Origin of the sequence: Streptomyces soli, assembly GCF_003999195.1 — a bacterium.
In the GTDB taxonomy this organism is placed as follows: domain Bacteria; phylum Actinomycetota; class Actinomycetes; order Streptomycetales; family Streptomycetaceae; genus Actinacidiphila; species Actinacidiphila soli.
In genome coordinates this window covers 59,396-83,471 of sequence record NZ_RJVR01000327.1, presented here as the reverse complement: position 1 = coordinate 83,471, position 24,076 = coordinate 59,396, and the positions used below count along the sequence as shown (strand labels likewise).

24 protein-coding genes, 1 pseudogene and 2 riboswitches are annotated in these 24,076 nt (G+C 71.8%); of the genes and pseudogenes, 16 read left to right on the top strand and 9 right to left on the bottom strand.

Annotation, left to right across the window (positions count from 1 at the left end; translation table 11 throughout):
• Nucleotides 1–23 precede the first annotated feature (23 nt).
• The 5 genes from EFK10_RS52925 (at nucleotide 24) to EFK10_RS38800 (ending at nucleotide 4,198) form a co-directional block, all read left to right on the top strand.
• Nucleotides 24–554 carry an FHA domain-containing protein gene (locus EFK10_RS52925; protein ID WP_322973457.1) on the top strand — a complete coding sequence of 177 codons (531 nt, stop codon included), beginning with the start codon at nucleotides 24–26 and terminating at the stop codon, nucleotides 552–554.
• A 27-nt stretch (nucleotides 555–581) separates the two neighbouring features.
• Nucleotides 582–1,343 (top strand): transcriptional regulator FtsR, encoded by a 762-nt coding sequence (gene ftsR / locus EFK10_RS38815; RefSeq protein WP_127360346.1) that lies wholly within the window; start codon nucleotides 582–584, stop codon nucleotides 1,341–1,343.
• A 77-nt stretch (nucleotides 1,344–1,420) separates the two neighbouring features.
• Nucleotides 1,421–1,894 (top strand): bifunctional nuclease family protein, encoded by a 474-nt coding sequence (locus EFK10_RS38810; RefSeq protein WP_127360345.1) that lies wholly within the window; start codon nucleotides 1,421–1,423, stop codon nucleotides 1,892–1,894.
• 276 nt (nucleotides 1,895–2,170) lie between these two features.
• Complete coding sequence (locus EFK10_RS38805; protein ID WP_240677742.1) at nucleotides 2,171–2,743, top strand: MerR family transcriptional regulator; 573 nt, start codon at nucleotides 2,171–2,173, stop codon at nucleotides 2,741–2,743.
• A 66-nt stretch (nucleotides 2,744–2,809) separates the two neighbouring features.
• Nucleotides 2,810–4,198 carry a DNA polymerase IV gene (locus tag EFK10_RS38800; protein WP_127360343.1) on the top strand — a complete coding sequence of 463 codons (1,389 nt, stop codon included), beginning with the start codon at nucleotides 2,810–2,812 and terminating at the stop codon, nucleotides 4,196–4,198.
• A gap of 9 nt (nucleotides 4,199–4,207) precedes the next feature.
• Here EFK10_RS38800 and EFK10_RS38795 read toward each other — a convergent pair whose 3' ends face one another.
• On the bottom strand, nucleotides 4,208–4,585 hold the full coding sequence (locus EFK10_RS38795; protein WP_127360342.1) for a PRC-barrel domain-containing protein: 378 nt from the start codon (nucleotides 4,583–4,585) through the stop codon (nucleotides 4,208–4,210).
• Nucleotides 4,586–4,686: 101 nt separating this feature from the next.
• Nucleotides 4,687–4,785: riboswitch (glycine riboswitch) on the top strand.
• Between the two features lies 1 nt (nucleotide 4,786).
• A riboswitch (glycine riboswitch) is annotated at nucleotides 4,787–4,910 on the top strand.
• Nucleotides 4,911–4,958: 48 nt separating this feature from the next.
• Between EFK10_RS38795 and gcvP the strand changes: the two genes are divergently transcribed.
• Nucleotides 4,959–7,844, top strand: a complete 2,886-nt coding sequence (gcvP, locus tag EFK10_RS38790) for an aminomethyl-transferring glycine dehydrogenase (protein ID WP_127360341.1) — start codon at nucleotides 4,959–4,961, stop codon at nucleotides 7,842–7,844.
• A 10-nt stretch (nucleotides 7,845–7,854) separates the two neighbouring features.
• On the opposite strand, the gene EFK10_RS38785 is transcribed toward gcvP, so the two are convergent.
• Together EFK10_RS38785 and EFK10_RS38780 are read right to left on the bottom strand one after the other, a co-directional pair.
• Nucleotides 7,855–8,061 (bottom strand): DUF5999 family protein, encoded by a 207-nt coding sequence (locus tag EFK10_RS38785; RefSeq protein WP_127360340.1) that lies wholly within the window; start codon nucleotides 8,059–8,061, stop codon nucleotides 7,855–7,857.
• A 248-nt stretch (nucleotides 8,062–8,309) separates the two neighbouring features.
• Nucleotides 8,310–8,915 (bottom strand): hypothetical protein, encoded by a 606-nt coding sequence (locus EFK10_RS38780; protein WP_127360339.1) that lies wholly within the window; start codon nucleotides 8,913–8,915, stop codon nucleotides 8,310–8,312.
• Between the two features lie 519 nt (nucleotides 8,916–9,434).
• On the opposite strand from EFK10_RS38780, the gene EFK10_RS38775 reads away from it, so the two are divergent.
• The gene (locus EFK10_RS38775) at nucleotides 9,435–10,925 is read left to right on the top strand and encodes a glutamate--cysteine ligase (protein WP_127360338.1); all 1,491 of its coding nucleotides are present in this window, start codon (nucleotides 9,435–9,437) and stop codon (nucleotides 10,923–10,925) included.
• A 174-nt stretch (nucleotides 10,926–11,099) separates the two neighbouring features.
• On the opposite strand, the gene EFK10_RS38770 is transcribed toward EFK10_RS38775, so the two are convergent.
• Entirely contained in the window at nucleotides 11,100–12,134 is a 1,035-nt protein-coding gene (locus EFK10_RS38770) for a substrate-binding domain-containing protein (protein WP_240677739.1), read from the bottom strand.
• 100 nt (nucleotides 12,135–12,234) lie between these two features.
• Here EFK10_RS38770 and EFK10_RS38765 point away from each other — a divergent pair, with 100 nt between their 5' ends.
• Complete coding sequence (locus tag EFK10_RS38765) at nucleotides 12,235–13,038, top strand: CPBP family intramembrane glutamic endopeptidase (protein WP_127360337.1); 804 nt, start codon at nucleotides 12,235–12,237, stop codon at nucleotides 13,036–13,038.
• Between the two features lie 14 nt (nucleotides 13,039–13,052).
• Here EFK10_RS38765 and EFK10_RS38760 read toward each other — a convergent pair whose 3' ends face one another.
• A complete protein-coding gene (locus tag EFK10_RS38760) occupies nucleotides 13,053–13,856 on the bottom strand; it encodes a PhzF family phenazine biosynthesis protein (RefSeq protein ID WP_127360336.1) in 804 nt (267 codons plus the stop codon).
• 136 nt (nucleotides 13,857–13,992) lie between these two features.
• Between EFK10_RS38760 and EFK10_RS38755 the strand changes: the two genes are divergently transcribed.
• The gene (locus EFK10_RS38755; protein ID WP_127360335.1) at nucleotides 13,993–14,619 is read left to right on the top strand and encodes a PadR family transcriptional regulator; all 627 of its coding nucleotides are present in this window, start codon (nucleotides 13,993–13,995) and stop codon (nucleotides 14,617–14,619) included.
• Nucleotides 14,620–14,693: 74 nt separating this feature from the next.
• Nucleotides 14,694–15,149: a GNAT family N-acetyltransferase gene (locus EFK10_RS38750; RefSeq protein WP_240677738.1), complete on the top strand. Its 456-nt coding sequence runs from the start codon at nucleotides 14,694–14,696 to the stop codon at nucleotides 15,147–15,149.
• Between the two features lie 10 nt (nucleotides 15,150–15,159).
• Here EFK10_RS38750 and EFK10_RS51355 read toward each other — a convergent pair.
• A pseudogene (locus EFK10_RS51355) lies at nucleotides 15,160–15,300 on the bottom strand (type II toxin-antitoxin system Rv0910 family toxin); the annotation flags it as partial.
• A 661-nt stretch (nucleotides 15,301–15,961) separates the two neighbouring features.
• On the opposite strand from EFK10_RS51355, the gene EFK10_RS38740 reads away from it, so the two are divergent.
• From EFK10_RS38740 to EFK10_RS38725, 4 genes are all read left to right on the top strand, one after another.
• Nucleotides 15,962–16,648 (top strand): pyridoxine/pyridoxamine 5'-phosphate oxidase, encoded by a 687-nt coding sequence (locus EFK10_RS38740; protein WP_240677737.1) that lies wholly within the window; start codon nucleotides 15,962–15,964, stop codon nucleotides 16,646–16,648.
• Nucleotides 16,649–16,790: 142 nt separating this feature from the next.
• Nucleotides 16,791–17,306, top strand: coding sequence for a Clp protease N-terminal domain-containing protein (locus tag EFK10_RS38735; protein ID WP_127360368.1), 516 nt, complete (start codon nucleotides 16,791–16,793; stop codon nucleotides 17,304–17,306).
• Between the two features lie 12 nt (nucleotides 17,307–17,318).
• Nucleotides 17,319–18,281, top strand: coding sequence for an EamA family transporter (locus tag EFK10_RS38730; protein WP_127360334.1), 963 nt, complete (start codon nucleotides 17,319–17,321; stop codon nucleotides 18,279–18,281).
• A gap of 171 nt (nucleotides 18,282–18,452) precedes the next feature.
• Nucleotides 18,453–19,388, top strand: a complete 936-nt coding sequence (locus EFK10_RS38725) for a DMT family transporter (RefSeq protein WP_240677736.1) — start codon at nucleotides 18,453–18,455, stop codon at nucleotides 19,386–19,388.
• Nucleotides 19,389–19,435: 47 nt separating this feature from the next.
• On the opposite strand, the gene EFK10_RS38720 is transcribed toward EFK10_RS38725, so the two are convergent.
• Both EFK10_RS38720 and EFK10_RS38715 read right to left on the bottom strand, forming a co-directional pair.
• A complete protein-coding gene (locus EFK10_RS38720; protein ID WP_127360333.1) occupies nucleotides 19,436–20,077 on the bottom strand; it encodes an FMN-binding negative transcriptional regulator in 642 nt (213 codons plus the stop codon).
• A gap of 9 nt (nucleotides 20,078–20,086) precedes the next feature.
• The gene (locus tag EFK10_RS38715) at nucleotides 20,087–20,740 is read right to left on the bottom strand and encodes a pyridoxamine 5'-phosphate oxidase family protein (RefSeq protein WP_127360332.1); all 654 of its coding nucleotides are present in this window, start codon (nucleotides 20,738–20,740) and stop codon (nucleotides 20,087–20,089) included.
• A 35-nt stretch (nucleotides 20,741–20,775) separates the two neighbouring features.
• Between EFK10_RS38715 and EFK10_RS38710 the strand changes: the two genes are divergently transcribed.
• Complete coding sequence (locus EFK10_RS38710) at nucleotides 20,776–22,107, top strand: aminotransferase class I/II-fold pyridoxal phosphate-dependent enzyme (protein ID WP_127360331.1); 1,332 nt, start codon at nucleotides 20,776–20,778, stop codon at nucleotides 22,105–22,107.
• Here EFK10_RS38710 and EFK10_RS38705 read toward each other — a convergent pair.
• Nucleotides 22,083–23,081, bottom strand: a complete 999-nt coding sequence (locus EFK10_RS38705) for a DMT family transporter (RefSeq protein ID WP_240677735.1) — start codon at nucleotides 23,079–23,081, stop codon at nucleotides 22,083–22,085. The two genes, EFK10_RS38710 and EFK10_RS38705, sit on opposite strands and share 25 nt — an antisense overlap.
• Before the next feature lie 74 nt (nucleotides 23,082–23,155).
• Between EFK10_RS38705 and EFK10_RS38700 the strand changes: the two genes are divergently transcribed.
• Complete coding sequence (locus EFK10_RS38700; RefSeq protein WP_127360329.1) at nucleotides 23,156–24,070, top strand: LysR family transcriptional regulator; 915 nt, start codon at nucleotides 23,156–23,158, stop codon at nucleotides 24,068–24,070.
• The last annotated feature ends 6 nt before the right edge of the window (nucleotides 24,071–24,076 follow it).

The following is a 24,076-nucleotide window of genomic DNA, read 5'->3' as shown; positions in this document are numbered from 1 at the left end:
CCTCTAATGCGGGTGGAGGGTCCTTGCCGGTCTGTACGAGGTGCGGGCACCGCAATGCGGAGGCGAGTCGCTTCTGCTCCAACTGTGGCGCGCCGCTGCGCGGCGGGGTGCCGCACGAGCGGGCGTCCGAGACCACCTCGACCATCTCCATCTCCGGTCTTGAGGCGTACGAGGCCGAGGCCACCGGCCAGACCGTGATCCCGTCGCTGTCCCCGGAGGCCCAGGCCGCCGTGGACGCGCTGCCGCCGGGCTCGGCGCTGCTGATCGTCCGGCGCGGTCCGAACTCGGGCAGCCGCTTCCTGCTGGACGGCGAGCTGACCACGGCGGGCCGTCACCCGGAGAGCGACATTTTCCTGGACGACGTGACGGTCTCACGGCGGCATGTGGAGTTCCGGCGCGGCCCCGACGGCGGCTTCACCGTCTCCGACGTGGGCAGTCTCAACGGCACCTATGTCAACCGGGAGCGGATCGACGCGGTGCCGCTGGCCAATGGCGACGAGGTGCAGATCGGTAAGTACCGACTGGTCTTCTACGCGAGCCAGCGGGGTATCTGACCGCATCCGACCCGCGAGGGAAGGTCCATGCTTCGTACACCGTCGGGCGGTGCCGGAAACGGCACTGCCTCCACGGACGGCAGACTTCTGAGCATCGGGGCGGTGCTCAGTCAGCTGCGCGACGAGTTCCCCGAGGTCACCATCTCCAAGATCCGTTTTCTGGAGGCGGAGGGCCTGGTGGAGCCGCAGCGCACCCCGTCGGGGTACCGGAAGTTCGCGGTGCGCGATGTCGAGCGGCTCGGCCATGTCCTGCGGATGCAGCGCGACCACTATCTGCCGCTCAAAGTGATCCGGGAGCATCTCGACGCCCTCGACCGGGGCGAGCCGCCCCCGGCCATCGCAGGGCGGGGCTCGCAGCCGCTGCCCGCGCAGGCCGAGCAACGCGACCTGCTGGACCGTCCGGCGGAGCCGGAGGCGGCGGGGCTGCGGATCGGCCGCGAGGAGCTGATCGCGGCCACCGGCGCGGACGAGGACGAGTTGGCGCAGTGGGTGTCGTACGGGCTGGTCGAGCCGGGCCCGGAGGGCGATTTTGACGCCGAATCGGTGAACATCGCCAAACTGATCGCCGAGCTGGGCCGCTTCGGCCTCGAGCCGCGCCATCTGCGGGCCGTGAAGGCCGCCGCGGACCGGGAGGCCGGTCTGGTCGAACAGGTGGTCGCTCCGCTGCGCAGACACCGCAATCCGCAGACCAGGACGCATGCGGAAGGCACCGCCCGGGAGCTGGCGGCGTTGTCGGTGCGGCTGCACGCGGCGCTGCTCCAGTCGGCGCTGCGAGTGCGGCTCTTCTGATCGCCGGCGGCCCCGGAGAGGGCGGCGGCTGACTCCCCGACTACCCAAACCGGCCAGGCACGTCCTAGGGTTGCTGTGTGAACGAGCTCGATGTCGTGGGTGTCCGGGTGGAAATGCCCTCCAATCAGCCAATCGTGCTCCTCCGCGAGGTGGGGGGCGACCGCTACCTGCCGATCTGGATCGGGCCCGGGGAGGCCACAGCCATCGCCTTCGCGCAGCAGGGGATGACTCCGGCGCGGCCGTTGACCCACGATCTGTTCAAGGATGTGCTGGAGGCCGTCGGCCAGACGCTCGCCGAGGTCAGGATCACGGATCTTCGCGAGGGCGTCTTCTACGCCGAGCTGGTGTTCGCCAGCGGGGTCGAGGTCAGCGCCCGCCCCTCCGACGCCATAGCGCTGGCGCTGCGCACCGGGACCCCGATCTACGGGAGCGAGGGCGTGCTGGACGACGCGGGCATCGCCATCCCGGACGAGCAGGAGGACGAGGTGGAGAAGTTCCGCGAGTTCCTTGACCAGATCTCGCCCGAGGACTTCGGCACCAGCAGTCAGTGATCATTACGCGGCCCGGCCCGCGGCCATTCGGCTAGCGTTACCCCTCTGATGGACACGCGAAACCACTCTTGGGGTTGATATCACTCGGCGTGCCGAGCGTGGCGATCGTTGACGCACCCGGAGTGACTGCCTACCGTCGAGAAGGTAAGTCCCAACGGCACGTGCACGCGCCCGGAGGGATGAGAAGGGACGGAGGTCGGCGTGATCAGCACCGGCGACGGAATGGCCGCAGGCGGTCCGTATCCGCTGCGTGGGGCCCTGGCCCGGCACTCCGCGATGACAGCCGACGGGGGCGGCGGTGAGACGTCGGCACCCGGCCCTGCGCCTGTATCCGGACCCGGGCCCGAGACCGCCTCCGAGACCATCGGCTACCGCGGTCCCACGGCCTGCGCGGCCACCGGCATCACGTACCGCCAGTTGGACTACTGGGCCCGCACCGGACTGGTCGAGCCGAGCATCCGGCCCGCCTACGGATCGGGCACGCAGCGGCTCTACAGCTTCCGGGACGTGGTCGTCCTCAAGATCGTCAAGCGGCTGCTCGACACGGGCGTGTCCCTGCAGAACATCCGCGCCGCCGTCCAGCACCTGCGTTCATCCGGGCCCGGCGAACTGGCCCGGATGACGCTGATGAGCGACGGCGCCACGGTCTACGAGTGCTCGTCACCCGACGAGGTGGTCTCGCTGCTCCAGGGTGGGCAGGGCATCTTCGGGATCGCCGTCGGCGTGGTCTGGCGCGAGGTGGAGAGCGTGCTCGCGCAGCTGCACGGCGAGCGGGTCGACACCGGCGAGACCCTGGCGGGGCACAACCCGGCGGACGAGCTGGCGCGGCGCCGCAACCGCGCCGGGTAGGCCCGCCCGTACAGCCGTCGTACAGACGTACGGCGAGTGTCAGTGGCGTGAGGCAGCATCGGTACTGTGAGAAGCGCGCCGACGATCCTGCACCTCGACATGGACGCGTTTTTTGCTGCCGTCGAGCAGGCGTCGAAGCCGAGTCTGCGGGGGAAGCCGGTCGTCGTCGGCGGCCTAGGACCGCGCGGGGTGGTCGCGACGGCGTCGTACGAGGCCCGGGTGCACGGGGTGCACTCGGCCATGGCCATGGCGCATGCCCGGCGGCTGTGTCCGAACGCGGCGTATCTGATCCCGCGCTTCGAGCTCTACCGTCAGGTCAGCGACGTGGTGATGGGGTTGCTGGGGGAGCTGTCACCGCTGGTGGAGCCGCTGAGCCTCGACGAGGCCTTCGTCGACCTGGAGGCGGGTGGGGGTGCTCCCCCTGGCTTCGCCGGTGGGAGCACCCCCACCGCCGAAGGTGGGGGGCGGATCGGCGACCGGCCCCGGGCGGTGGGGGAGAAGCTGCGGGCGGACATCAGGGCGGCCACGGGCCTTACGGCGTCGGTGGGACTGGCGGCGTCCAAGCTGCTCGCCAAGATTGCCTCGGAGGAGGCCAAGCCGGACGGCCTGGTCGTGGTCGACCCCGGCACCGAGCGCGCCCTGCTCGACCCCATGCCGGCGCGCACGCTTCCGGGGGTCGGCCCGGCCACCGCCGAGCACCTGCGCCGGGCCGGGCTCGGCACAATCGCGGAGGTGCGGCACGCGGGGGAGGCGGAGCTCGTACGGCTGCTGGGCAAGGCGCACGGCGCGTCGCTGTACGCCATGGCGGCGGGACTGGACGACCGGCCGGTGGTCGCGGAGCGGGAGCACAAGTCGATCTCGGTCGAGGACACCTTCGACGTCGACCTGACGGACCGGATACGGGTCAGGACCGAGCTGGACCGGCTGGCCGACCGGTGCGTGAAGCGGCTGCGGGGCGCGGGGCGGTCGGGGCGGACCGTGGTGATCAAGGTGCGGCGCTTCGACTTCAGTACGCTCACCCGCTCCGAGACGCTGCGGGCGCCCACCGACGACCCAGCGGTCGTCCGGGAGACGGCCGGGCGCTTGATCGAGGCGGTGGACACGACCGGCGGGGTCCGGCTGCTCGGGGTGGGCGTCTCGGGGCTCGCGGACTTCACCCAGGAGGACCTGTTCGCGCAGGCGGCGGAGGCCGTGGCCGCCGAGGAGGCGACCGACAACCCCGCGGAGGCAACCCCGGCGGACGAGCCGGTGCCGACACGGCGCTGGTTGCCCGGTCAGGACGTACGGCATGCCGTCTACGGGGCAGGTTGGGTGCAGGGCAGCGGCGTCGGCCGGGTCACCGTACGGTTCGAGGAGCCGTGGTCGCTGGTGGCGGGGCGGGTGCGGACCTTTCCGGTGGAGGCGCCTGACCTGGAGCCGTCGGAGCCGCTGCCGTTGGTGCGGCGGTCGGAGTGAACTCGGCCCTCAGCTTTCGCCGGCCAGGGTGCCGAAGTCCCGGTCGGCCGGGCCGGCGGCTGTGGCGTCGGGGAGCGGGACCTCGAGGCCGTAGTGGTGGTAGAGCTGGAGTTCCTGCTCGGGGGAGAGGTGGCGGCCGACGCCGAAGTCGGGGGCGTCCTTGATGAGGGCCTTGTCGAAGGGGACGCGAAGGTGGTCCTCGATGAAATCGCTGGGCTCCAGGGGGACGAAGGCGTCACGGCTGAAGAGGCCGGTCCTGACGGCGGCCCATTCGGGCCGGCCGGTCGCGTCGTCGAGGTAGACCTCGTCGACGGTGCCGATCTTCACTCCGTTGATGTCGAAGGCCCTGCGGCCGATCAGACTGCGCGGATCGATACCGGTCTGCACGGTTCCTCCAACTGCTCGTAATTGATCCTATTTAGTCATGAAAGCCACCTTCTGTCACATGTCAGCGCAGGGAGTCGCGCTGGTACGCTGGCAGCGGCCGCAGACCCCGTGCGGGAGAGTCCCGGCAGTGCAGGCGAGCCGGGCGCCGAAGGAGCAACTCCTCCCCGGAATCTCTCAGGCATCCGTACCGCATGGGTCAGGTCACTCTGGAAAGCAGGGAGAGTCTCAGGACACTGACGTCCTCGGGGCGCTGCCTCACCGACGGTGAAAGCCGTTCCGCTCGCGCGGGACGGTGAAGCTCTCAGGTTCAGATGACAGAGGGGGAGGCCCCAATCGAGTCAGGCCAGTGCGTCAGACCAGGAGGCCTCCGCAGATGACCGCCAACCGCATCCCACTCTCCGAGCTGGAGCGCGGCATTCCCTTCGCCGGCCGCCACATCGGCCCCGACCGGGCCGCCCAGGCCAAGATGCTGGCGCAGATCGGCTACGGCTCGCTCGACGAGCTGACCGCCGTCGCCGTGCCGGCCGCCATCAAGAGCGCCCGGGCCCTGAACCTTCCGGCCGCCCGCACCGAGGCCGACGTCCTCGCCGAACTGCGCTCGCTGGCCGACCGCAACCAGGTGCTGCACCCGATGATCGGCCTCGGTTACTACGGCACCTTCACGCCACCGGTGATCCTGCGCAACGTCATGGAAAACCCGGCCTGGTACACGGCCTACACGCCCTACCAGCCGGAGATCTCGCAGGGCCGCCTGGAGGCGCTGCTCAACTTCCAGACCGTGGTCGCCGACCTCACCGGGCTTCCCACCTCCGGTGCGTCACTGCTCGACGAGGGCACCGCAGCCGCCGAGGCGATGGCCCTGTCGCGCCGGGTCGGCAAGGTCAAGGACGGCGTCTTCCTGGTCGACGCCGACACCTTCCCGCAGACCACCGCCGTCATCCAGACCCGCGCCGAGCCCACCGGCGTCGAGGTGGTCGTCGCCGACCTGTCCGCCGGCATCCCCGCCGAGGTCGCCGAACGCGGTGTCTTCGGCGTCCTGCTGCAGTACCCGGGTGCCTCCGGCGCCGTACGCGACCTCAAGCCGGTCATCGAGCAGGCGCACGACCTCGGCGCGATCGTCACCGTCTCCGCCGACCTGCTGGCGCTGACCCTGCTCACCTCGCCCGGCGAGCTGGGCGCCGACATCGCCGTCGGCACCACCCAGCGCTTCGGCGTCCCCATGGGCTTCGGTGGCCCGCACGCCGGGTACATGGCCGTACGCGCGCAGTTCGCCCGCAGCCTGCCCGGCCGCCTGGTCGGTGTCTCGGTCGACGCCGACGGCAACAAGGCGTACCGGCTGGCCCTGCAGACCCGCGAGCAGCACATCCGCCGTGAGAAGGCCACCAGCAACATCTGCACCGCGCAGGTGCTGCTCGCCGTCATGGCCGGGATGTACGCGGTCTACCACGGCCCCGACGGCCTGCGCGGCATCGCCCGCCGCACCCACCGCTACGCCGCGATCCTCGCCCAGGGGCTGCGGGACGGCGGCGTCGAGGTCACCACGGACGCCTTCTTCGACACGGTCACCGCCCGCGTGCCGGGCCGCGCCGCCGAGGTCGTGGCCGCCGCCCGCGACGCGGGGGTCAACCTGCGCCAGGTGGACGCGAATCTGGTCGGCATCGCCTGTGACGAGACCACGGGCCGCGAGCAGCTCGCTGCCGTCTGGGGCGCGTTCGGCGTCAGCGGCGAGGTCGACGCGCTGGACGCGGCGACCGAGGACGCGACTCCGGCCGCCCTGGTGCGCACCGACGACTTCCTCACCCACCCCGTCTTCCACCAGTACCGCTCCGAGACCTCGATGCTGCGCTACCTGCGCCGCCTCGCCGACCGGGACTACGCGCTGGACCGGGGCATGATCCCGCTCGGCTCTTGCACGATGAAGCTCAACGCGACCACCGAGATGGAGCCGGTCACCTGGCCCGAGTTCGGCGCGCTGCACCCCTTCGCCCCGGCCGAGCAGGCCGCCGGATACCTCACGCTCATCCGGGAGTTGGAGGACCAGCTGGCCGAGGTCACCGGCTACGACAAGGTCAGCCTCCAGCCCAACGCCGGTTCGCAAGGCGAACTGGCGGGTCTGCTGGCGGTCCGCGCCTACCACCGGGCCAACGGCGACACGCAGCGTACGGTCTGCCTGATCCCGTCCTCCGCGCACGGCACCAACGCCGCCAGCGCCGTGATGGCCGGTATGAAAGTCGTGGTCGTGAAGACCAGCGACGACGGCGAGGTCGACATCGCCGACCTGCACGCCAAGATCGAGCAGTACGACGCCGAACTGGCCGTCCTGATGGTCACCTACCCCTCCACGCACGGCGTGTTCGAGGAGCACATCGGCGACATCTGCGCGGCCGTGCACGACGCGGGCGGCCAGGTGTACGTGGACGGCGCGAACCTCAACGCCCTTGTGGGGCTTGCCAAGCCGGGCCACTTCGGCGGCGATGTGTCACACCTGAACCTGCACAAGACCTTCTGCATCCCGCACGGCGGCGGCGGCCCCGGCGTCGGTCCGGTCGCTGTCCGCGCCCACCTGGCGCCGTACCTCCCGAACCACCCGCTGCAGCCCGAGGCCGGTCCGGCGACCGGTGTCGGCCCGGTCTCGGCGGCGCCCTGGGGCTCGGCGGGCATCCTGCCGATCTCGTGGGCGTACGTACGTCTTATGGGCGCCGAAGGGCTCAAGGCCGCCACGCAGGTCGCGGTGCTGGGCGCCAACTACGTCGCCAAGCGGCTGGAACCGCACTACCCGGTGCTCTACACCGGCCCCGGCGGGCTGGTGGCGCACGAGTGCATCATCGACCTGCGGCAGCTGACCAAGGAGACGGGCGTGACGGTCGACGACGTCGCCAAGCGCCTGATCGACTACGGCTTCCACGCGCCGACGATGTCGTTCCCGGTGGCCGGGACGCTGATGATCGAGCCGACGGAGAGCGAGGATCTGGCGGAGCTGGACCGCTTCTGCGAGGCCATGATCGCGATTCGCGCGGAGATCGAGAAGGTCGGCTCCGGCGGCTGGCCGGCAGACGACAACCCGCTGCGCAACGCTCCGCACACCGCCGCCGCGCTCGGCGGTGACTGGGAGCACGCGTACTCCCGTGAGGAAGCCGTGTTCCCGGCCGGAGTGTCGGCGGCGGACAAGTACTGGCCGCCGGTGCGCCGTATCGACGGCGCCTACGGCGACCGGAATCTGGTCTGCTCGTGCCCGCCGCTGGATGAGTACGAGGCGTAGCCAGCCGCTGTCAGGCAGCCGTCACGATGAGCTCGACGCCGAGAGGCCGGTGCGGTGCGATGATCTGCCCGTCGGGCAGGAGTTCGCCGGTGTCCTCGAAGAGGAGGACGCCGTTGCACAGCAGGCTCCAGCCCTGCTCCGGGTGGTGGGCGACCACCTGGGCGGCCTCCCGATCGGGGCTGGCGGCGGACGGGCAATGCGGCTTGTGCTGGCACATGGACGGTGTCTTTCGGTGCGGTTGGTGTGATGTGCGGCCGGATGGGGTAGGTACCTTCCTCATGACCGTGCCCCCGTTTCGTGCGGTCGGGTCCAGTGTTGCCCTACTGACGTGATTCCGCAGGCATTTCGTGTGAGCTTTTCTTGTTAGTTGGGGACGCATTCACCCGCGCGGGCGGTTGCTCGCACAAAGCAACACCCCCGTGACCGTACGGTCACGGGGGTGTTGCTTTGCCGCCCTCTGTTCCGTCAGGCACTCGTTCCCAGCAGAGGGGCCGGAGCCAGCCGCAAGGTGAGCACCGGGACCAGGTCCGACAGCCGGTGAATGCGGTGCGCGGCGATCCCGGGTGGCGCGGGGGCCAGCGGGATCAGCAGGTCGCCCGCCGCGGGCTGCGCGGTCGCTGCTTCGGCCGTGACATCGCTGTGCAGCCACAGGGTCATCATGTACAGCCCCGGCACGGACAGCAGATGCGGCTGGTAAGTGGCCGCCAAGGGCTCCGCCTGCCGCAACGCCCGTTCCGTGGACAGCAGATAGGGTCCCTCGCAGAAGTGCGAGAAGGCCCAGCCGTCCGGAGTATGCACGGTCTCACCAGCGGCGACCTGCTCGCCGGCGCGGATGTGGAAGCGCCAGCCGGTCAGCCGGGCGCGAGGAAGTCGGTACGCAGGCGCGGTCACGGCAGCCACCGGACTCGCGGGTTCCAGAACGTGCATGGGAAGCGGGTGCTCGGGTACGAGCGGTCCCGTGGCGGAGCGCAGAGCCGGGGTGCGGGCCTCACGGACAGCGGTGGGTGAGCTCAGTGCGGCCAGGACGCTCCGAAGAGCTGGGGCGGGTGCTGGGGGTACCTGCAGCGGCATGGTGGGCGGCCTCTCATCGGGAGACACGGCGGTGCTCGGCGGGTGCGGACGGCACTGTCAGCTGCGACCCGGGCCCAGGCAGGGAAAGGTGTGGGCATGCGGATCCCCACCCGTGGCCGGATGCCTGCGGGGCACTTTCGGCGGGTCGCGGAGTCTCTGCCTTATGTGCGGAGTTTATACGACGCGTGTTCGCTCAGTGTTTCCGCTAGCAGTCATCAGGATTACGCGCAAGGCGCTATTCCGCCGCCCTGTGCCGCTATTTTCTCCGTATTTACGGTGAAATGCGCAGCACACACCAGGTCTTCCCGGGCTCCTGCGGATGGCTAAATCTCGTCGGTCATTTTCGCGAGGCCGGAGACCGACTCCGTGGATGCCGCGCCATGCCAGCGGAATGTGCCCGACAACTGTTCCGGAGCCAGCTTAGCGGTTGTGCGGCTCGCATGGGGAAGGTTTGAGGGGCGTTGTCGATCTTAAGGCTGGGCATCATCCGATCACCGACCGTTCGAGGAGGGACACCCCATGGGGGAAAAGGTCGTAGCCACCGGGTTCGACCTGTCCGACCGCCTGCGCTACCGCCGGAAGCTGCGGCAGTGCCTGGTGGGGCTGGAACGGCTGCTGGACGAGAAGCGCTTCGACCGGCCACGCAATCTCATGGGTCTGGAGATCGAGCTGAATCTCACGGATTCCGATGGGCTGCCGCGCATGATGAACGAAGAGGTGCTGGAGCGCATCGCGAGCCGGGATTTCCAGACCGAGCTCGCTCAGTTCAACATTGAAGTGAATATCGCGCCGCACCGGCTCTCGGGCCGTGTCCTGGACCGGCTTGCCGAAGAGTTGCGTATGGGATTGGGATATGCCGATCGCAAGGCCAACGAGGTCGGGGCCCATATCGTCATGGCCGGCATCCTGCCGACCCTCGGCGCCCAGGACCTGGTGTCCGCCAACCTCTCCCGCGCCGACCGGTACATGCTGCTCAACGACCGGATACTGGCCGCCCGCGGCGAGGACATCAGCCTCGACATCGTCGGCGTCGAGCGGCTCACCACCACCTCCGCCTCGATCGCCCCCGAAGCCGCCTGCACCTCGATGCAGATGCACTTGCAGGTCACCCCGGCCCGCTTCGCCGCCGTGTGGAACGCCGCCCAGGTGGCCGTCGCGCCGCAGATCGCGATGGGCGCCAACTCCCCGTTCCTCTTCGGCCGCGAACTGTGGAGCGAGACCCGGGTGCCGCTGTTCCTGCAGGCCACCGACACCAGGCCCGAGGAGCTGCGGATCCAGGGCGTACGCCCGATCACCTGGTTCGGCGAGCGCTGGATCACCGGCGCGTACGACCTCTTCGAGGAGAACGTACGGTACTTCCCGTCCCTGCTGCCCATCTGCGAGGACGAGGACCCGCTGCGGGTGCTCGACGAGGGCGGGGTGCCGCAGCTCAAGGAGCTCACCCTGCACAACGGGACCATCTACCGCTGGAACCGGCCCGTCTACGCGGTCGTGGACGGCGTACCGCACCTGCGGGTCGAGAACCGGGTGATGCCCGCAGGGCCCACCGTCGCCGATGTGATCGCCAACGCCGCCTTCTACTACGGCCTGGTACGCGCTCTCGCCGAATCCCCCCGCCCGGTCTGGAGCCGGCTGCCCTTCGCCGCCGCCGCGGCCAACTTCGACGCCGCCTGCCGCGACGGCATCGACGCGGTGCTGCGCTGGCCCCGCAACGGCCGCGCCGGGTCCCTCGCCGAGGTCTCCGCCGTCGACCTGGTTCGCGACGAACTGCTGCCGCTGGCCGCCACCGGGCTGGACGGCTGGGGCATCGACCCGGTCGACCGGGACCACTACCTCGGCATCATCGAGGGGCGCTGCGCCGGCCGCACCAACGGGGCGACCTGGCAGCGCGACGCCTTTCACCGCGAGCTGGGACGTGGCCTGGACCGGCAGCGGGCATTGGCCGCGATGACCCTGCGCTACTGCGAGTTTATGCACTCCGGGGAGCCGGTCCACGAGTGGCCGGAGTGACGCCCGGGAGGCATTAGGAGGTGGCGGTGGCAGCCGAGGAGGCGTCCACCACGGCCTTCAGGAGCACCTGGTGGATCTGGGCGGGGTCGCTGACCCGGTACGCGGCGCCGCCGGTGGCCTTGGCGATGCGGTCGCACGCCGCCTTGTCGGCGTCCGGGCCGATCGCGATGGCGATCAGCGGGATCGGGCGTTCTGGGTCGGCGAGCTTCCTGAGCCTGCCGGTGAGGGCGTCGAGGGAGATGCTCGGGTGGCGGCGCGTTCGCGCTCGGTGCCGACATCGTCGGGGTCGACGAGCGTGTACGGGTAGTCCAGATCCGCGGTGCCGTCCTTGGGGAAGAACAGGTCGAGTTTGGGGGCGTCGCCGGGGGTGGTGTTGTGCTGGTAGGCGGCCTGTTCGGACATGATCAGCGCCTGGTTGCGCTTGGGGTTGTCCAGCTCGTCCTTCGAGGCGTCGCCCGGCAGGGTCGCCACGATCTGGGCGTCGCCGAGGGCGGAGTGCTGGGCCAGCACCTTCGCCAGACCGGCGGTGCGGGTGTCGGTGTCGCCGCTGCCCTGCCGTGCGATGGAGGCGTTCAGCATGGCGAGGGCGAGCAGGCCGGTGGCGCTGCGGGACGGGTCGGCGGCGCCGAGCCGCAGATCCTTGCTGCTCGCGGCCGCCGAGGTCAGCGCGGCCCAGGTGTACGTCTTCGGGGGCCAGCCCAGCTGTTTGGCCTGCGCCGCGACGGTCCCCACCACGATCGGCGACGACGCGACGCTGCCGATCGTCGCCACCGGGGTGCTGCTCCCGCCCGCGTCGGCGAGGTCGACCCAGGCGCTGGAGTCCGGGACCCACACCTCGAAGTCGGAGCCGTCCGAGCTTCCGCTGCCGAGGGACGCCGAGACCTCCGACGCCGTCCGCTCCGTCACCGTCACGTCCAGGCACTGCCCGTCGGACTTGACGGCGGCGCTTCGGGCCTCGCGGGCCGCCTGGCTCAGGGCCGGCGCGACGTCCGGTGACGCGACGTCCGGTGACGCGGCGACCCGCAGCCGGACCGTACCGTCGCCGCAGGTGCCGCCGAAGGACAGCAGGCCGTTGCGCATGGCGGCGAACGTCCCGGCACCCACCGTGAGTACGAGAGCGGTGGCGATCCCGACCGTGCGGCGGCGGGCCCGCTGTGCCCCGGAGGGCTCGGGCGTGGTCGAATCAGCGGGGACTCGATGACGTCCCATGGTGCCTCCCCCCGGAAGGTCTGCGCGATCATCGCACTTGTTTTCGAGTTTTCGAGGACCCTAGCGGGGGCGGATCCGGGGATGCGGCAGGATGGCGAAAATGGAGGTTTATGTGCGCGGAGAGCAGCCAGACGGGACCGCCGCCCCCTCGTTGGAGCGACGCACGCTGCGCAGTGAGACCCTGCTCGTGCTCGCCCTCTCGCTGGGCGCGAGCGCGGTGTCGTCCCTGATCAGCTTTATCGGCTCGATCACCAAACCCGGCGCCCTGAAGAACCAGGCCGCCACCCTCGTCGCCTCCCAGGCCCCGGGACGCCCGTGGCTCGATCTCGCCTGGCAGCTGTTCGGAATTGCGACGGCGCTTGTCCCTGTCGCTCTGGTCGCGCATCTGCTGGCGCGCGAGCGAGTTGGGATGCCCGCGATCGGCTTCGATCTGCGTAAGCCGCGCTGGGACCTGGGCGCCGGGACGGTCGTCGCGGCGGCCATCGGCGGCACCGGGCTGGCGTTCTACCTGGTGGTACGGGCGGCCGGCGCCAACCTGACGGTGGTGCCGGAGTCGCTGCCGAACGTGTGGTGGAAGATCCCGGTGCTGATCCTGTCGGCCGTGCAGAACGCCGTGCTGGAAGAGGTCATCGTCGTCGGCTATCTGCTGCGCAGGCTCGGCCAGTTGGGCTGGAGCCCGACCGCCGCCCTGGCCACGAGCGCGGTGCTGCGCGGCTCGTACCACCTGTATCAGGGCATCGGCGGTCTGCTCGGCAACATGGCGATGGGCGTCGTCTTCGTCCTGCTCTACCGGCGCTGGGGACGGGTCGGGCCGCTGGTCGCGGCCCATGCTCTGATCGACATCGTGGCCTTTGTGGGATACGCGCTGCTCGCGGGCAAGGTTGGCTGGCTGCCGACGGCCTGACCCTGGTGAGCTGCCTAGCCGTGCAGCTCGCCGTCGATGACGGTGACCGCCGTGCCGGTGAGCAGCACGCGGTCGCCGCGCAGCGTGGTGCCCACCAGGCCGGTGCGGGCCGAGGCCTGGAGGCCGGTCAGCCGGGGGCGGCCGAGGCAGGCCGACCAGAAGGGGGCGAGGGCGGTGTGAGCGCTACCGGTGACGGGGTCCTCGGGGATACCCAGGTTGGGGAAGAAGGCGCGGGAGACGAAGTCGTAGCCGGCGGTGGGGTCGTCCGCGGCGGCGGTGACGATCAGGCCCCGGCGTGAGCCGAGCGCGGCGACGGCCGTCATGTCCGGCTCCAGCCGCCGTACGGTCTTCTCGTCGGCCAGCTCGACGAGCAGGTCGCCGACATTCCCGCCGGTCTCGTGTACGGAGAGCGGCTCGGCGCCGATCGCCGGGGCGATGTCCGCCGGGATCTCGATTGCGGTCAGCGGCGCCACCGGGAAGTCCAGGGTGATGCCGCCGCCCTCGGCGACCGCGGCGGTGAGGATGCCGCTGTGCCGCGTACGGAAGCGTACGGAGCCGCCCAGGACGTGCGCGGTGGCGAGGGTGGCGTGGCCGCAGAGCCTGACCTCGGCCTTCGGGGTGAACCAGCGCAGCGCCCAGTCGGCGTCCGGGTCGTCGGGCAGCGGCACGACGAACGCGGTCTCGGCGTGGTTGACCTCGGTGGCCACCTGCTGCAACCAGCGGTCGTCGGGGAAGTCGGCGGAGTCGAGGACGAGGACCCCGGCGGGGTTGCCCGCGAAGGGGCGATCGGTGAAGGCGTCGACGATACGAATACGCATGGCACGAGCCTAGTTCGGGAGAAACCGCAGGCCAGAGCCAATCTTCGGGAAGTGGTCCGGTTGGGCCTTGCCATCCGATAGTCAGCGATATATCGTTGAGACATCGCGATCGATCAACGATGGAAGGAATGACATCATGCGATTCCAAGGAGAAGGACACCGACACGGCGGCCCCGGACACCACGGCCGCGGCGGACATGACGAGCGCCGGGCGGCCTTCGGCCCGTTCGGACCGCCCTTCGGCGGCGGCCCCTGGGGGCCCGGACCGGGTCCCGGCTGGGGACCAGGACGCGGCGGCCGGGGTGGCGGACGGGGCAGGGCACGGCGCGGCGACGTACGCGCGTCGATCCTTGCGCTGCTCAAGGAACAGCCCAGGCACGGCTACGAGATCATTCAGGAGATCGCCGAGCGCAGCGGCGGCGCGTGGAAGCCGAGCCCCGGCTCGGTCTACCCGACGCTGCAACTGCTCGAGGACGAAGGCCTGATCAGCAGTGCGAGCGAGGGCGGCAAGAAGCTGTTCACGCTCACCGAGGCCGGCCGCACCGAGGCCGACGCGGGGCCCGAGGCCCCGTGGGAGGAAGCCGGGCGCGGCGTCGACTGGGACAGCCTGCACGAGATCCGGAAGGCGGGCGGCGGACTCGTCGATGCCTTCCGCCAGGTGTGGGCGACCGGCACCCCGCAGCAGCGCGACAAGGCGCTGGCCGTGGTGAACGAGGCCCGCAAGAAGCTCTACCTGATCCTCGCCGACGAGGACGACGCATAGAGCCCAGCAGTGAACGAGGTGGCCGGGGGGACTCTCCCCCCGGCCGCCTCGCCGGGTCGTGCGAGGATCGGCTGATGGCCGACCTGAAGATCCAGCCCCGCCGTGACGAGGACATGAGCGCCTGCGTCAACGCCCTGTCCGCCGTGCACCACGCTGGTCTGCTCGAAGCCTGGGTAGCGCTGGACGGCCGGGAAGCGCTGGGCCACGTGGCCATCACCCGTACGGCACCCGGACTCGCCCGCGGCACCGGCCTGCCCGCCGGACAACTGGCCTCCGTGGCACGGCTGTTCGTCACCCCGTCGGCCCGGCGCTACGGCGTCGCGCAGGCGCTGCTCGCCGCTGCGGAGGCGGCCGCCGCTGCGTGCGGCCTCCGGCTCGCGCTGGAGGTCGAGGACGGCGGCAAAGCCGCCATCTCCCTCTACGAGCGCAGCGGCTGGCGGCACGTCGGCACCGCCCCGGGCGACTGGACGACCGTGGACGGCCGGACGGCGCTGATGCACGCCTACCTCGCGCCCGCGCGGAACCCGTAGTCGCCGCCGGCTACTCGACGAGGCGGGCGAACTTGCGCAGCGACTCCTCCAGGGCGGCGGTCGCGGAGTCCCTGAGCTTGCCGGCCATGAGGGCGACGGCGGCACCGTTGAAGGAGCCGTCGATACGGAGCTGGGTGGCGTCGCCGTTTGGGGCTTGTCCCAGACCTTCTCGGCCGGAGCCGCGATACGGGCCTGTGCGGAGACCTCGGCCGTGCGACCACTCCTCCTTCGTGGGCGGGTGGTGCGGAACGTAACCGCCGGAGCCGCAACATTCAATACTGATGAACCATCAGGAAGGTATTTCCTCACGGCGGATGACCGAGCAGCCGCTCCGCATGCCCCCCGCTCATCCCGTGCGCCGGGTCGCCCGCGGCAGTAGCCGGTCGGGCCGGAAGCGTGGCCGCTGCACCAGCCGGCGCGGTATGACGTCGTCGAGCCAGGTGAAGGGACGGCCCGCTGCTTGGCGCAGGACAGGCGCCCACTTGCGGCCCGGGAAGGCCTCCCCGCCCGGCAGCCGTGGATCCCCGGGGCGCGGGCGGTATGCGCCGAACCCGACCACGGGCAGCGGCGGCAGACCGAGCCGGGGAGCGGTGTGCTTGTTGCGTCATCCCAGGTGGTGGCCCAGACCAGCTCGTAGACCCCGGCCGGCTCGCGCAGGCAGCCAGAGCTGCTGCTGGGGTCTGGCCATGGTTCTCCTTCGGCGGTTCCCTTCGCCGTCCGTCGACACCGAGGGACGGCCGCCGGTGCGCGGCGGTTGCGTGAGGGGCGCGTACGGGGCGGCCGCACGCCGGGTGCTGTGTGAGGATCGGAAGGTGGACGACCGAGACGCCCCCGTGACCGCCGAGTCGCTGCTGCGCCGGATGCGCGCTGCGCCCGTACTGGCCGGACCTCTTCCGCACTTCGACCCGCGCGCCGCGGGCCCCGAGCCCGGGCCGGTGTTCGCCGACTGGCTCGCGTACGCCCTCGATGACGGAGTGCCCGAGCCGCATGTCATGACCCTCGGCACCGCGGACGCGGCCGGCAGACCCTCGGCGCGGGTGCTGATGCTGCGCGGCGTCGACCTGGAGCGCTGCGCCTTCGTCTTCGCCTCGGAGGCCGGCAGCCGCAAGGGGCGGGAGCTGGCGGCCAACCCGCACGCCGCGCTGACCTGGTACTGGCCGCGCCACGGCCGCCAGATCCGGATGGCGGGACCGGTGCGGGCGCTCGACGCCGACACCGCGCGCCGCGACTTCCTGGGGCGCCGCGACCGCTCGAAGGCCGCTGGGTTCACCGGCCTGATGAGCGCGCCGCTGGCCGGCCCGGAGGCGTACGAGGAGGAGCGGCGCCGGGCGGTCGAGCGGGTGGCGGCCGAGCCGGAGGCCGTACCGGATGGACATACGGTCTACGAACTGACCGCCGTCGAGGCCGAGTTCTTCCAGGGGGACACCGGCGGCTCCCACCGGCGGCTGCGTTATGTACGCGAAGGGGACGGGTGGAGCCGCGGGCTGCTGTGGCCCTAGGGGTCGCCTGCGGCCGGTGTCATCCCCCAGGAGGAGGGGTCGGGCACATGTGCCCCTCTTTTGACGGAGAGGCAAATGGCTCCCCATGCCGATGCCGGGACACCCCGCCGTTTGATGAAGTGGAACCGTGCACAGCGACACCATGGACGACGCAGGGCTCAGCGTGGAGCTGCGCGCCGTAGCGACCAGCGCCCGCCGGCGCGCGGCGCGGGACGGGGACCGGCAGCTCGACACCGCGCACTTGCTGCACTCACTTCTGGAGAACGATCCCCGCGTAAGGGACATCCTGGACGGCGGGTCGGGGGACGGGCGGCTGGTGCGCGTCCTCGGATACCTGGTGCAGCGCAGCATCGGCTACGGCATGCGCTGGCGGGAGTCGGTGGAGGACTCGGGGGCCCTGCCGGTGGTACCGGGACTGCCCGGCTGGAGCCCGTCCGCCGCCGCTGCCGTAAAGGCCGCCACGGCGCGCGCCCGCGACCGGGGCGTGGCCCAGTCCAACGGCACCGACCTGCTGGCCGCGCTCGCCGCCGACCCGGAGTGCCGGGCGGCCGAGGTGCTGCGCCACGCCGGGGTGGAACCGCGGGAGCTGCTGACGGCGTTGCCGGACCAGCGCCGCCCTGTCAGTTGCTACGGAGGTGACGGTACTGTCGCGAGCTGACATCATGGCCCGATGCATGTCTCACAGGGGAGGAACGCCGGACTCGGGCTCGCTCTCGGGTCCGCTTTCGCGTTCGGTGGTTCGGGAGTCGCGGCAAAGCCGCTGATCGAGGCCGGGCTCGACCCGCTGCACGTGGTGTGGCTGCGGGTGGCGGGCGCCGCGCTCGTCATGCTGCCCGTCGCCTGGCGGCACCGAGCGCTGGTGCTGCGGCGGCCGGGGCTGCTGCTCGGCTTCGGACTGCTGGGCGTCGCCGGAGTGCAGGCCTTCTACTTCGCGGCGATATCCCGGATCCCGGTCGGCGTCGCGATCCTCGTGGAGTTCCTCGGCCCGGCGCTGCTGCTGGGCTGGGTGCGTTTCGTACAGCGCAAGCCGGTGACCCGGGCAGCGGCCGTCGGTGTCGTCCTCGCGGTCGGTGGCATGGCCTCGGTCGTCGAGGTCTGGTCCGGGCTCGCCTTCGACGCGCTCGGTCTGCTGCTCGCCTTCGGCGCGGCCATCTGCCAGGTCAGCTACTTCGTGCTGGCCGACCACGGCAGCGAGGGGGACGACGCGCCCGATCCGGTCGGCGTCATCGCCTATGGACTGCTGCTCGGAGCCATCGCCCTGACGGTCGTCTCGCGCCCCTGGGGCATGGCATGGTCCGTCCTCGCCGGGAAGGCCGCGCTCGGCGACCGGGACGTGCCCGCTCTGCTGCTGCTCGCCTGGGTGGTGCTGGTGGCGACGGTCGTCGCGTACCTCACCGGAGTGCTGGCGGTACGGCGGCTGTCGCCGCAGGTCGCGGGCGTGGTGGCCTGCCTGGAGGCGGTCGTCGGGACCGTCTTCGCGTGGGTGCTGCTCGGGGAGCATCTGGCGCTGCCGCAGATCGTCGGCGGTGTGCTGGTGCTGGCCGGGGCGTTTGTCGCGCAGACGGCCAAGCCGGCCCGGTCCTCGCCGGCGGTGCAGGATCCGGTTGTCGAGCCGCTGCCCGAGCCCGTATAGGGTGGTGACCATGCCTTTGCTGTACGGCGTTCTGCCGCCTCCCGCCGCCTGACGCGGGCGGCGAAACCACGGAAGACCGGGCCCGGCCGGTGATTGCACGGTGACGGGCCGGTCGCCGCTGCCCGCACACGGGACCAGGCGACCTTTTCTTTTCTTCCGCGGGAGAACTCCGTGTCCGATCACCATGTGCCTTCCCCTGTCCTGCCTGTTGGACGGGGTCTGCTCTACGTCACCTTCGCCGCCACGGCCTGGGGCACCGCAGGCGCCGCCGCCTCGCTGCTCTACTCCGGCAGCGGCCTCGGCCCGCTGGCCCTGACCTTCTGGCGCTCCGCCGGGGGCGCCGCGCTGCTGTTGGCGGTCCGGCTGCTCGGGCGGGGCCGACGCCGTACGAGGGCTGCCGCGCCGGTGCGGCAGATCCTGGTCACCGGGGTCGGGCTCACCCTCTTCCAGGCCGCGTACTTCTGCGCGGTCGCCGTCACCGGGCTGGCTGTCGCCACCGTCGTCACCCTCGGCGCCGGGCCCGTGCTCATCGCGCTGGGTGCCCGGCTCACCGTGGGCGAACGGCTCGGCCGCGGCGGCCTGCTGGCGGTCGGCGGTGCGCTCGTCGGGCTCACGGTGCTGGTACTGGGCGGCGGCGGTGCCTCGGTACGGCCGGTGGGCGCCGGCTTCGCGCTGCTCTCCGCCTTCGGGTACGCCTGCATCACGGTTCTGACCCGGCGGCTCGGCCGTGACGGCGGGGGCGGCGACCCCTTCCTGACCTCGCTCTGGTCCTTCGCCATCTGCGCCGTTTGCATCCTGCCCTTCGCGGTGGCGGAGGGCGGCGGTCTGCTGCCGCGCCCCGAGGGGCTGGCGCACAGCCTGTGGCTGCTGCTCTATCTCGCCTCGGTGCCCACGGCTCTCGCCTACGGGCTCTACTTCGCCGGCGCGGCGGTCGTCCGGGCCGCCACGGTCTCCGTTATCGCCCTCATCGAGCCGGTCTCCGCGGCCGCCATCGCCGTTGCCGTCCTGGGCGAGCGCCTCGCGCCGGCGACCGTCGTGGGCACGGTGATCCTGCTTGCGGCTGTGGCAGGGCTCGGGCTGGAGGAGGCCCGGCTGGCGGCGGCGTAGGGGTTCGCCCTCAGGGTGCGCGGGGCGGGGTTTCGCCCGCACCGCGCTCAGCCCTCCGTGGCGGCCAGGCGGCGCAGTTGGTGGGTGCGGGCGGCGGCGTCGCCGGGGGAGTCGCGGTCCGCGAGGCGGGCGGCGACGGCGTGTTGCATGGGGCGGGGCTTGTTGGCGCCGTATTTGAACTTGGCGCGGACGTCGGTGACTTCGAGGCGGAGACCGCGGATGCCGGGGAGCATGCGGCCGAAGGGGGCGAGGTCCGGGACGACGGAGGCGTAGTCGCCGGCGGGCTGGAAGTGGGCGAGCTGGCGGTGCAGGAGGTCGGCCTTGGCTTCGGGGTCGTCGACGATGTGCGCCGTGCAGAGCAGCTGGACGGCGGCGTAGAAGCTGGTGGGCGTGCCGTGCTCGGGCGGGGCGTCGTCGGGGGCGTGCCAGGGGCCGGGGATGAAGGTGTAGTCGTCGACGACGCTGAGGGTGACCTGCGGGGCGGCGGCAATCGCAGGCCAGATGGGGTTCGGCCGGGCCAGGTGGGTGACGGCCTCGCCGCGCCCGGCGTCGTACGAGAAGTGCAGCGGCTGGACGAACGGCGGTTCGCCGGGAGCGCCGTTGACGGCGAGCTGCCCGAAGTCGTGGGCGGTGAGCCAGCCCTGCCACTCGGCGTCGTTGAGGGCGGCGTCCCAGGGGTGGATGAGCATGGTCGGTCCTCAGGCGAGGTAGGCGGGGAGGGCGACGGACGGGTCGAGGTCGTCGGAGGGGACGGGGGCGCCGTGCGTACGCGAGAGGGGCAGGACGCCGGCCCAGTGGGGGAGGGCGAGGTCCTCGGGGTCGTCGTTGGGGCCGCCGGTGCGGACCTTGGCGGAGACCTCGTCGAGGCCGAGGCGGATGACGGCGGTGGCGGCGAGCTCCTTGGCGTTGGCTCGCCGGGAGTCGTCGGCCCGGCCCGGGACGATGTGGTCGACCAGGGCGTCCAGCGCCTCGGCGCGCTCGGCCGGGTCGGCGACCTGGCGGGCGGTGCCGTGGACGACGACCGAGCGGTAGTTGATGGAGTGGTGGAAGGCGGAGCGGGCCAGCACGAGACCGTCCACGTGCGTGACCGTCAGGCAGACCGCGAGGCCCGGGTCGGCGGCGGCGCCGCGCAGCGGGCGGGATCCGGTGGAGCCGTGAACGTAGAGCCGGTTGCCGACGCGGGCGTAGAGCGTCGGGAGGACGACGGGCGCGCCGTCGCGGACGAAGCCGAGGTGGCAGACGTAGGCCTCGTCGAGGATGGAGTGGACCAGCTCGCGGTCGTAGGAGGCGCGGTCGGCGCTGCGGGTGGGGACGGTGCGGTCGGTCGCCCGGTATTCGGCAGTGTCGGTCATGGCGCGATCCTTTGAACTAGTGCATAATCTTGTTTGTGCTAGGAGACTATACGATCACCGGGCGCGGCGCAGCCGAAATTGCCGCCGACGTCGAACGCGCCATCGGCGAGGGCGCGTTGCAACCCGGGGCGACCCTGCCGCCGCTGCGCGAGCTCGCCACCGAGCTGAGCGTGAACCCGAACACCGTCGCCGCGGCCTACCGCCTGCTGCGCGACCGGGGGGTGATCGAGACGGCGGGCCGGCGTGGCAGCCGGGTACGCCCTCGCCCCGCGACCAGTGCCCGGGACGAGATCAGCATCGAGGTGCCGCCGGGCGTACGGAACCTGGCCACCGGCAATCCGGACCTCGCGCTGCTGCCCCGGCTCGCCGACGCGCTGGCGGCCGCGGCGGCCCGGCACGCGCAGCGCCCGATGCTGTACGGCGGCTCAGCCGTGGACGAGGAACTGGGCCGGCTGGCCCGCGAGGCCTTCGACGCCGACCGCGTGCCGGACGGCCCGATCGGCGTCACCTCGGGCTCGCTGGACGCCATCGAGCGCGCCCTCACCGCGCATCTGCGCCCCGGCGACGCGGTCGCCGTCGAGGACCCGGGCTGGGGCAGCGTCTTCGACATCCTCACGGCGCTGGGGATGCGGCCGGTGCCCGTCGGGGTGGACGACGACGGCCCGCTGCCCGGCGACGTCGAGCGGGCGCTGGCGCAGGGCGCGCGAGCCCTGGTGGTCACCGACCGGGGCCAGAATCCGACCGGGGCCGTGATCTCCGCCGCGCGGGCGGCCGAACTGCGTACGGTGCTGGCCGGACACCCGGACGTGCTCGTCATCGACGACGACCACGTCCACGGCCTCGTCGAGCTGCCGCTGCGCCCGCTGGCCGGCAGCACCCGGCACTGGATGCTGGTGCGGTCCACCGCCAAGGCGTACGGCCCCGACCTGCGGCTCTCCGTGCTCACCGGCGACCCGGTCACCGTCGACCGGGTCCGCGGCCGGCACCGCCTCGGGCCCGGCTGGGTCAGCCATCTCCTCCAGGACGCCGTGGTGCACCTGTGGCGCACCGGCGCCGTGGACGCCGACGCGGTCGCCGCCTCCTACGCCGAGCGCCGGGACGGGCTGCTGCGGGCGCTGGCCGAGCGGGGCGTACCCGCCCACGGGCGCAGCGGCATGAATGTCTGGGTCCCGGTGCCCGACGAGACCGGCGCGGTCACCCGCCTCCTCCAGTCCGGCTGGGCCGTCGCCCCGGGCGCCCGCTTCCGGCTGGCCTCGCCACCTGGCGTACGGGTGACCGTGTCACCGCTCGACGCCGGTGAGCTGCCGGCCCTGGCGGACGCCATCGCCGACGCGGTGCGCCCCTACCGGGCCGGGCGCTTCGGCTGAGGCTGATCCTGGGGCCGGTCCTGGGGCCGGCGCTGCGTCAGGGCGGCGCCGGCCAGCACGACCAGGGCGCCGACCGGCTCGTTCCAGCTCAGGTGCTCGCCGAGGATCGTGACGCCCGCCGCGGTGGCGATGACCGGGATGAGGTAGGTGACCATGGTCGCGATGGTCGGGCCCTTCTCGGCGACCAGGCGGTACTGCACCAGAAAGGCGAAACCGGTGCCGATGGCACCCAGGGCGATGACCGCGAGCAGCGGCACGACCGGGAACGACGCCGGCACGGAAGTGAAGAGCGGGGTGACGATCGCGAGCTGGGCGGTGGCGAGCAGCAGTTGGAGCGCCGACATCGACAGGGCCGAGTTGCCGCTGTCGCTCAGGGTCCGGCGGACGTAGATCCAGCCGACGGCGTAGCTGGCGCCGGCCGCCAGAGCCATCGCCGTACCGGCCGGGTCCTGCCCGGAGAAGCCCTGCCAGGCGCCGAGGACGGTGAGGACGCCGAGGAAGCCGACGCCGACCCCGATCACCCGCTGGCGGGTCGGCCGGTCCTCGGAGAAGGCGACGACCGACAGCACCATGCTCCACAGCGGGGTCGTGGCATTGCAGATCCCGGCGAGGGTGGAGGGGATGGTCAGCTCGGAGTACGAGAAGAGCGACATCGGCAGCGTGTTGAGCAGAAAAGCCGCGACCGCCAGATGCCCCCAGGTCCACGCCCCGCGCGGGATCCGCTCCCGCTTGACCCCGACAGTGGCGACGAGGACCGCCGTGCCGAAGCCCATGCGGCCCAGGGTGACCTGGAGCGGGGCGAAGGCCTCGGTACCGACCTTGATGAGGAGGAAGCTGAAGCCCCAGATGAGCGCGAGTACGGTCCAGCGGATCCGCCAGTCGAGCGCCGGACGGCGCGAGGGGCGGTCAACCGCGACAGCGGACGGGGCGGGTTCGGATGTTGCGGCGGGCCGTGCGGGGGTGGTTGCGCTCATGCCGTACACCATGGCCCTTGCGACCTCTTAGGACAAGGGAGATTGCGTAACCGCGATCGCGTAGGATCACTTACATGTTGAACCTGGAGCGGCTCCGCATCCTCCACGCCGTGTCGACCTACGGTTCCGTGAGCGCGGCCGCCGACGTCCTGCACGTCACGACCTCCGCCATCTCCCAGCAGATGAGCAAGCTCGAACGCGAGACCGGTCAGCAGCTACTCGCCAAGAACGGCCGCGGCGTCCGGCTCACCGACGCCGGCAAGCTGCTGTCCGGGCACGCCGGGCGCATCCTGTCCCTGGTCGAGCTGGCCCACTCCGACCTGGAGGCGCACCGCGGAGCGCCGGTCGGCGAGCTGCGCATGGGGGCGTTCCCGACCTCCGTACGCGGGCTGTTCCCGCAGGCGCTGCTGGCGATGCGGCAGGAGTACCCGAAGCTGCGGGCGATGGTCCAGGAGATGGAGCCCGAGCCCGCGCTGGTCAAGCTGCTGCGCGGCGACATCGACCTGGCGGTCGTCCTCGACTGGTACAACAAGCCGATGTCGCTGCCCGGCGGGCTCGCCAAGGCGCCGCTGCTCGACGACCTCGCCGACGTGGCGCTGCCGCCCGGCCACCCCCTCGCGGACCGGGCCGAGGTCGACCTCGTCGAGCTGGCGGACGACGACTGGATCGCCTGGCCCGACGGCGGCTTCTGCCACGAATGGCTGCTGTTCACCCTGCGCGGCAAGGGCGTCGAGCCGCGCATCGCGCACCATGCCGAGGAGCACCACACCGTGCTGGCCCTGGTCGCCGCCGGGCTCGGGGTGGCCGTCGCGCCACGCCTTGGGCGCGGCCCGCTGCCGGAGGGGGTGCGGGCGGTGCCCGTACGCCACACCATGCGCCGGCACATCTACGCGGTCTGGCGCTCCGACGCGGACCGCAGGCCCGCGATCAGGGTGGCGGTGGACGCGCTGCGGAAGGTGGGGGAGCAGGTCCAGGGCGTGTCCGAGTGAGGCGTC

Bases quoted from the DNA above. Each gene is read 5' to 3' on its own strand.
- EFK10_RS38785 (WP_127360340.1), bottom strand. From the start codon at position 8,061: ATGTGCCAGCACAAGCCGCATTGCCCGTCCGCCGCCAGCCCCGATCGG.
- gcvP (WP_127360341.1), top strand. From the start codon at position 4,959: ATGACCGCCAACCGCATCCCACTCTCCGAGCTGGAGCGCGGCATTCCC.
- EFK10_RS38805 (WP_240677742.1), top strand. From the start codon at position 2,171: ATGACAGCCGACGGGGGCGGCGGTGAGACGTCGGCACCCGGCCCTGCG.
- EFK10_RS38750 (WP_240677738.1), top strand. From the start codon at position 14,694: ATGGCCGACCTGAAGATCCAGCCCCGCCGTGACGAGGACATGAGCGCC.
- EFK10_RS38760 (WP_127360336.1), bottom strand. From the start codon at position 13,856: ATGCGTATTCGTATCGTCGACGCCTTCACCGATCGCCCCTTCGCGGGC.
- EFK10_RS38715 (WP_127360332.1), bottom strand. From the start codon at position 20,740: ATGACCGACACTGCCGAATACCGGGCGACCGACCGCACCGTCCCCACC.
- EFK10_RS38700 (WP_127360329.1), top strand. From the start codon at position 23,156: ATGTTGAACCTGGAGCGGCTCCGCATCCTCCACGCCGTGTCGACCTAC.
- EFK10_RS38720 (WP_127360333.1), bottom strand. From the start codon at position 20,077: ATGCTCATCCACCCCTGGGACGCCGCCCTCAACGACGCCGAGTGGCAG.
- EFK10_RS38705 (WP_240677735.1), bottom strand. From the start codon at position 23,081: ATGAGCGCAACCACCCCCGCACGGCCCGCCGCAACATCCGAACCCGCC.
- EFK10_RS38730 (WP_127360334.1), top strand. From the start codon at position 17,319: ATGCATGTCTCACAGGGGAGGAACGCCGGACTCGGGCTCGCTCTCGGG.
- EFK10_RS38780 (WP_127360339.1), bottom strand. From the start codon at position 8,915: ATGCCGCTGCAGGTACCCCCAGCACCCGCCCCAGCTCTTCGGAGCGTC.
- EFK10_RS38765 (WP_127360337.1), top strand. From the start codon at position 12,235: ATGGAGGTTTATGTGCGCGGAGAGCAGCCAGACGGGACCGCCGCCCCC.
- ftsR (WP_127360346.1), top strand. From the start codon at position 582: ATGCTTCGTACACCGTCGGGCGGTGCCGGAAACGGCACTGCCTCCACG.
- EFK10_RS38755 (WP_127360335.1), top strand. From the start codon at position 13,993: ATGCGATTCCAAGGAGAAGGACACCGACACGGCGGCCCCGGACACCAC.
- EFK10_RS38735 (WP_127360368.1), top strand. From the start codon at position 16,791: ATGGACGACGCAGGGCTCAGCGTGGAGCTGCGCGCCGTAGCGACCAGC.
- EFK10_RS38770 (WP_240677739.1), bottom strand. From the start codon at position 12,134: ATGGGACGTCATCGAGTCCCCGCTGATTCGACCACGCCCGAGCCCTCC.
- EFK10_RS38775 (WP_127360338.1), top strand. From the start codon at position 9,435: ATGGGGGAAAAGGTCGTAGCCACCGGGTTCGACCTGTCCGACCGCCTG.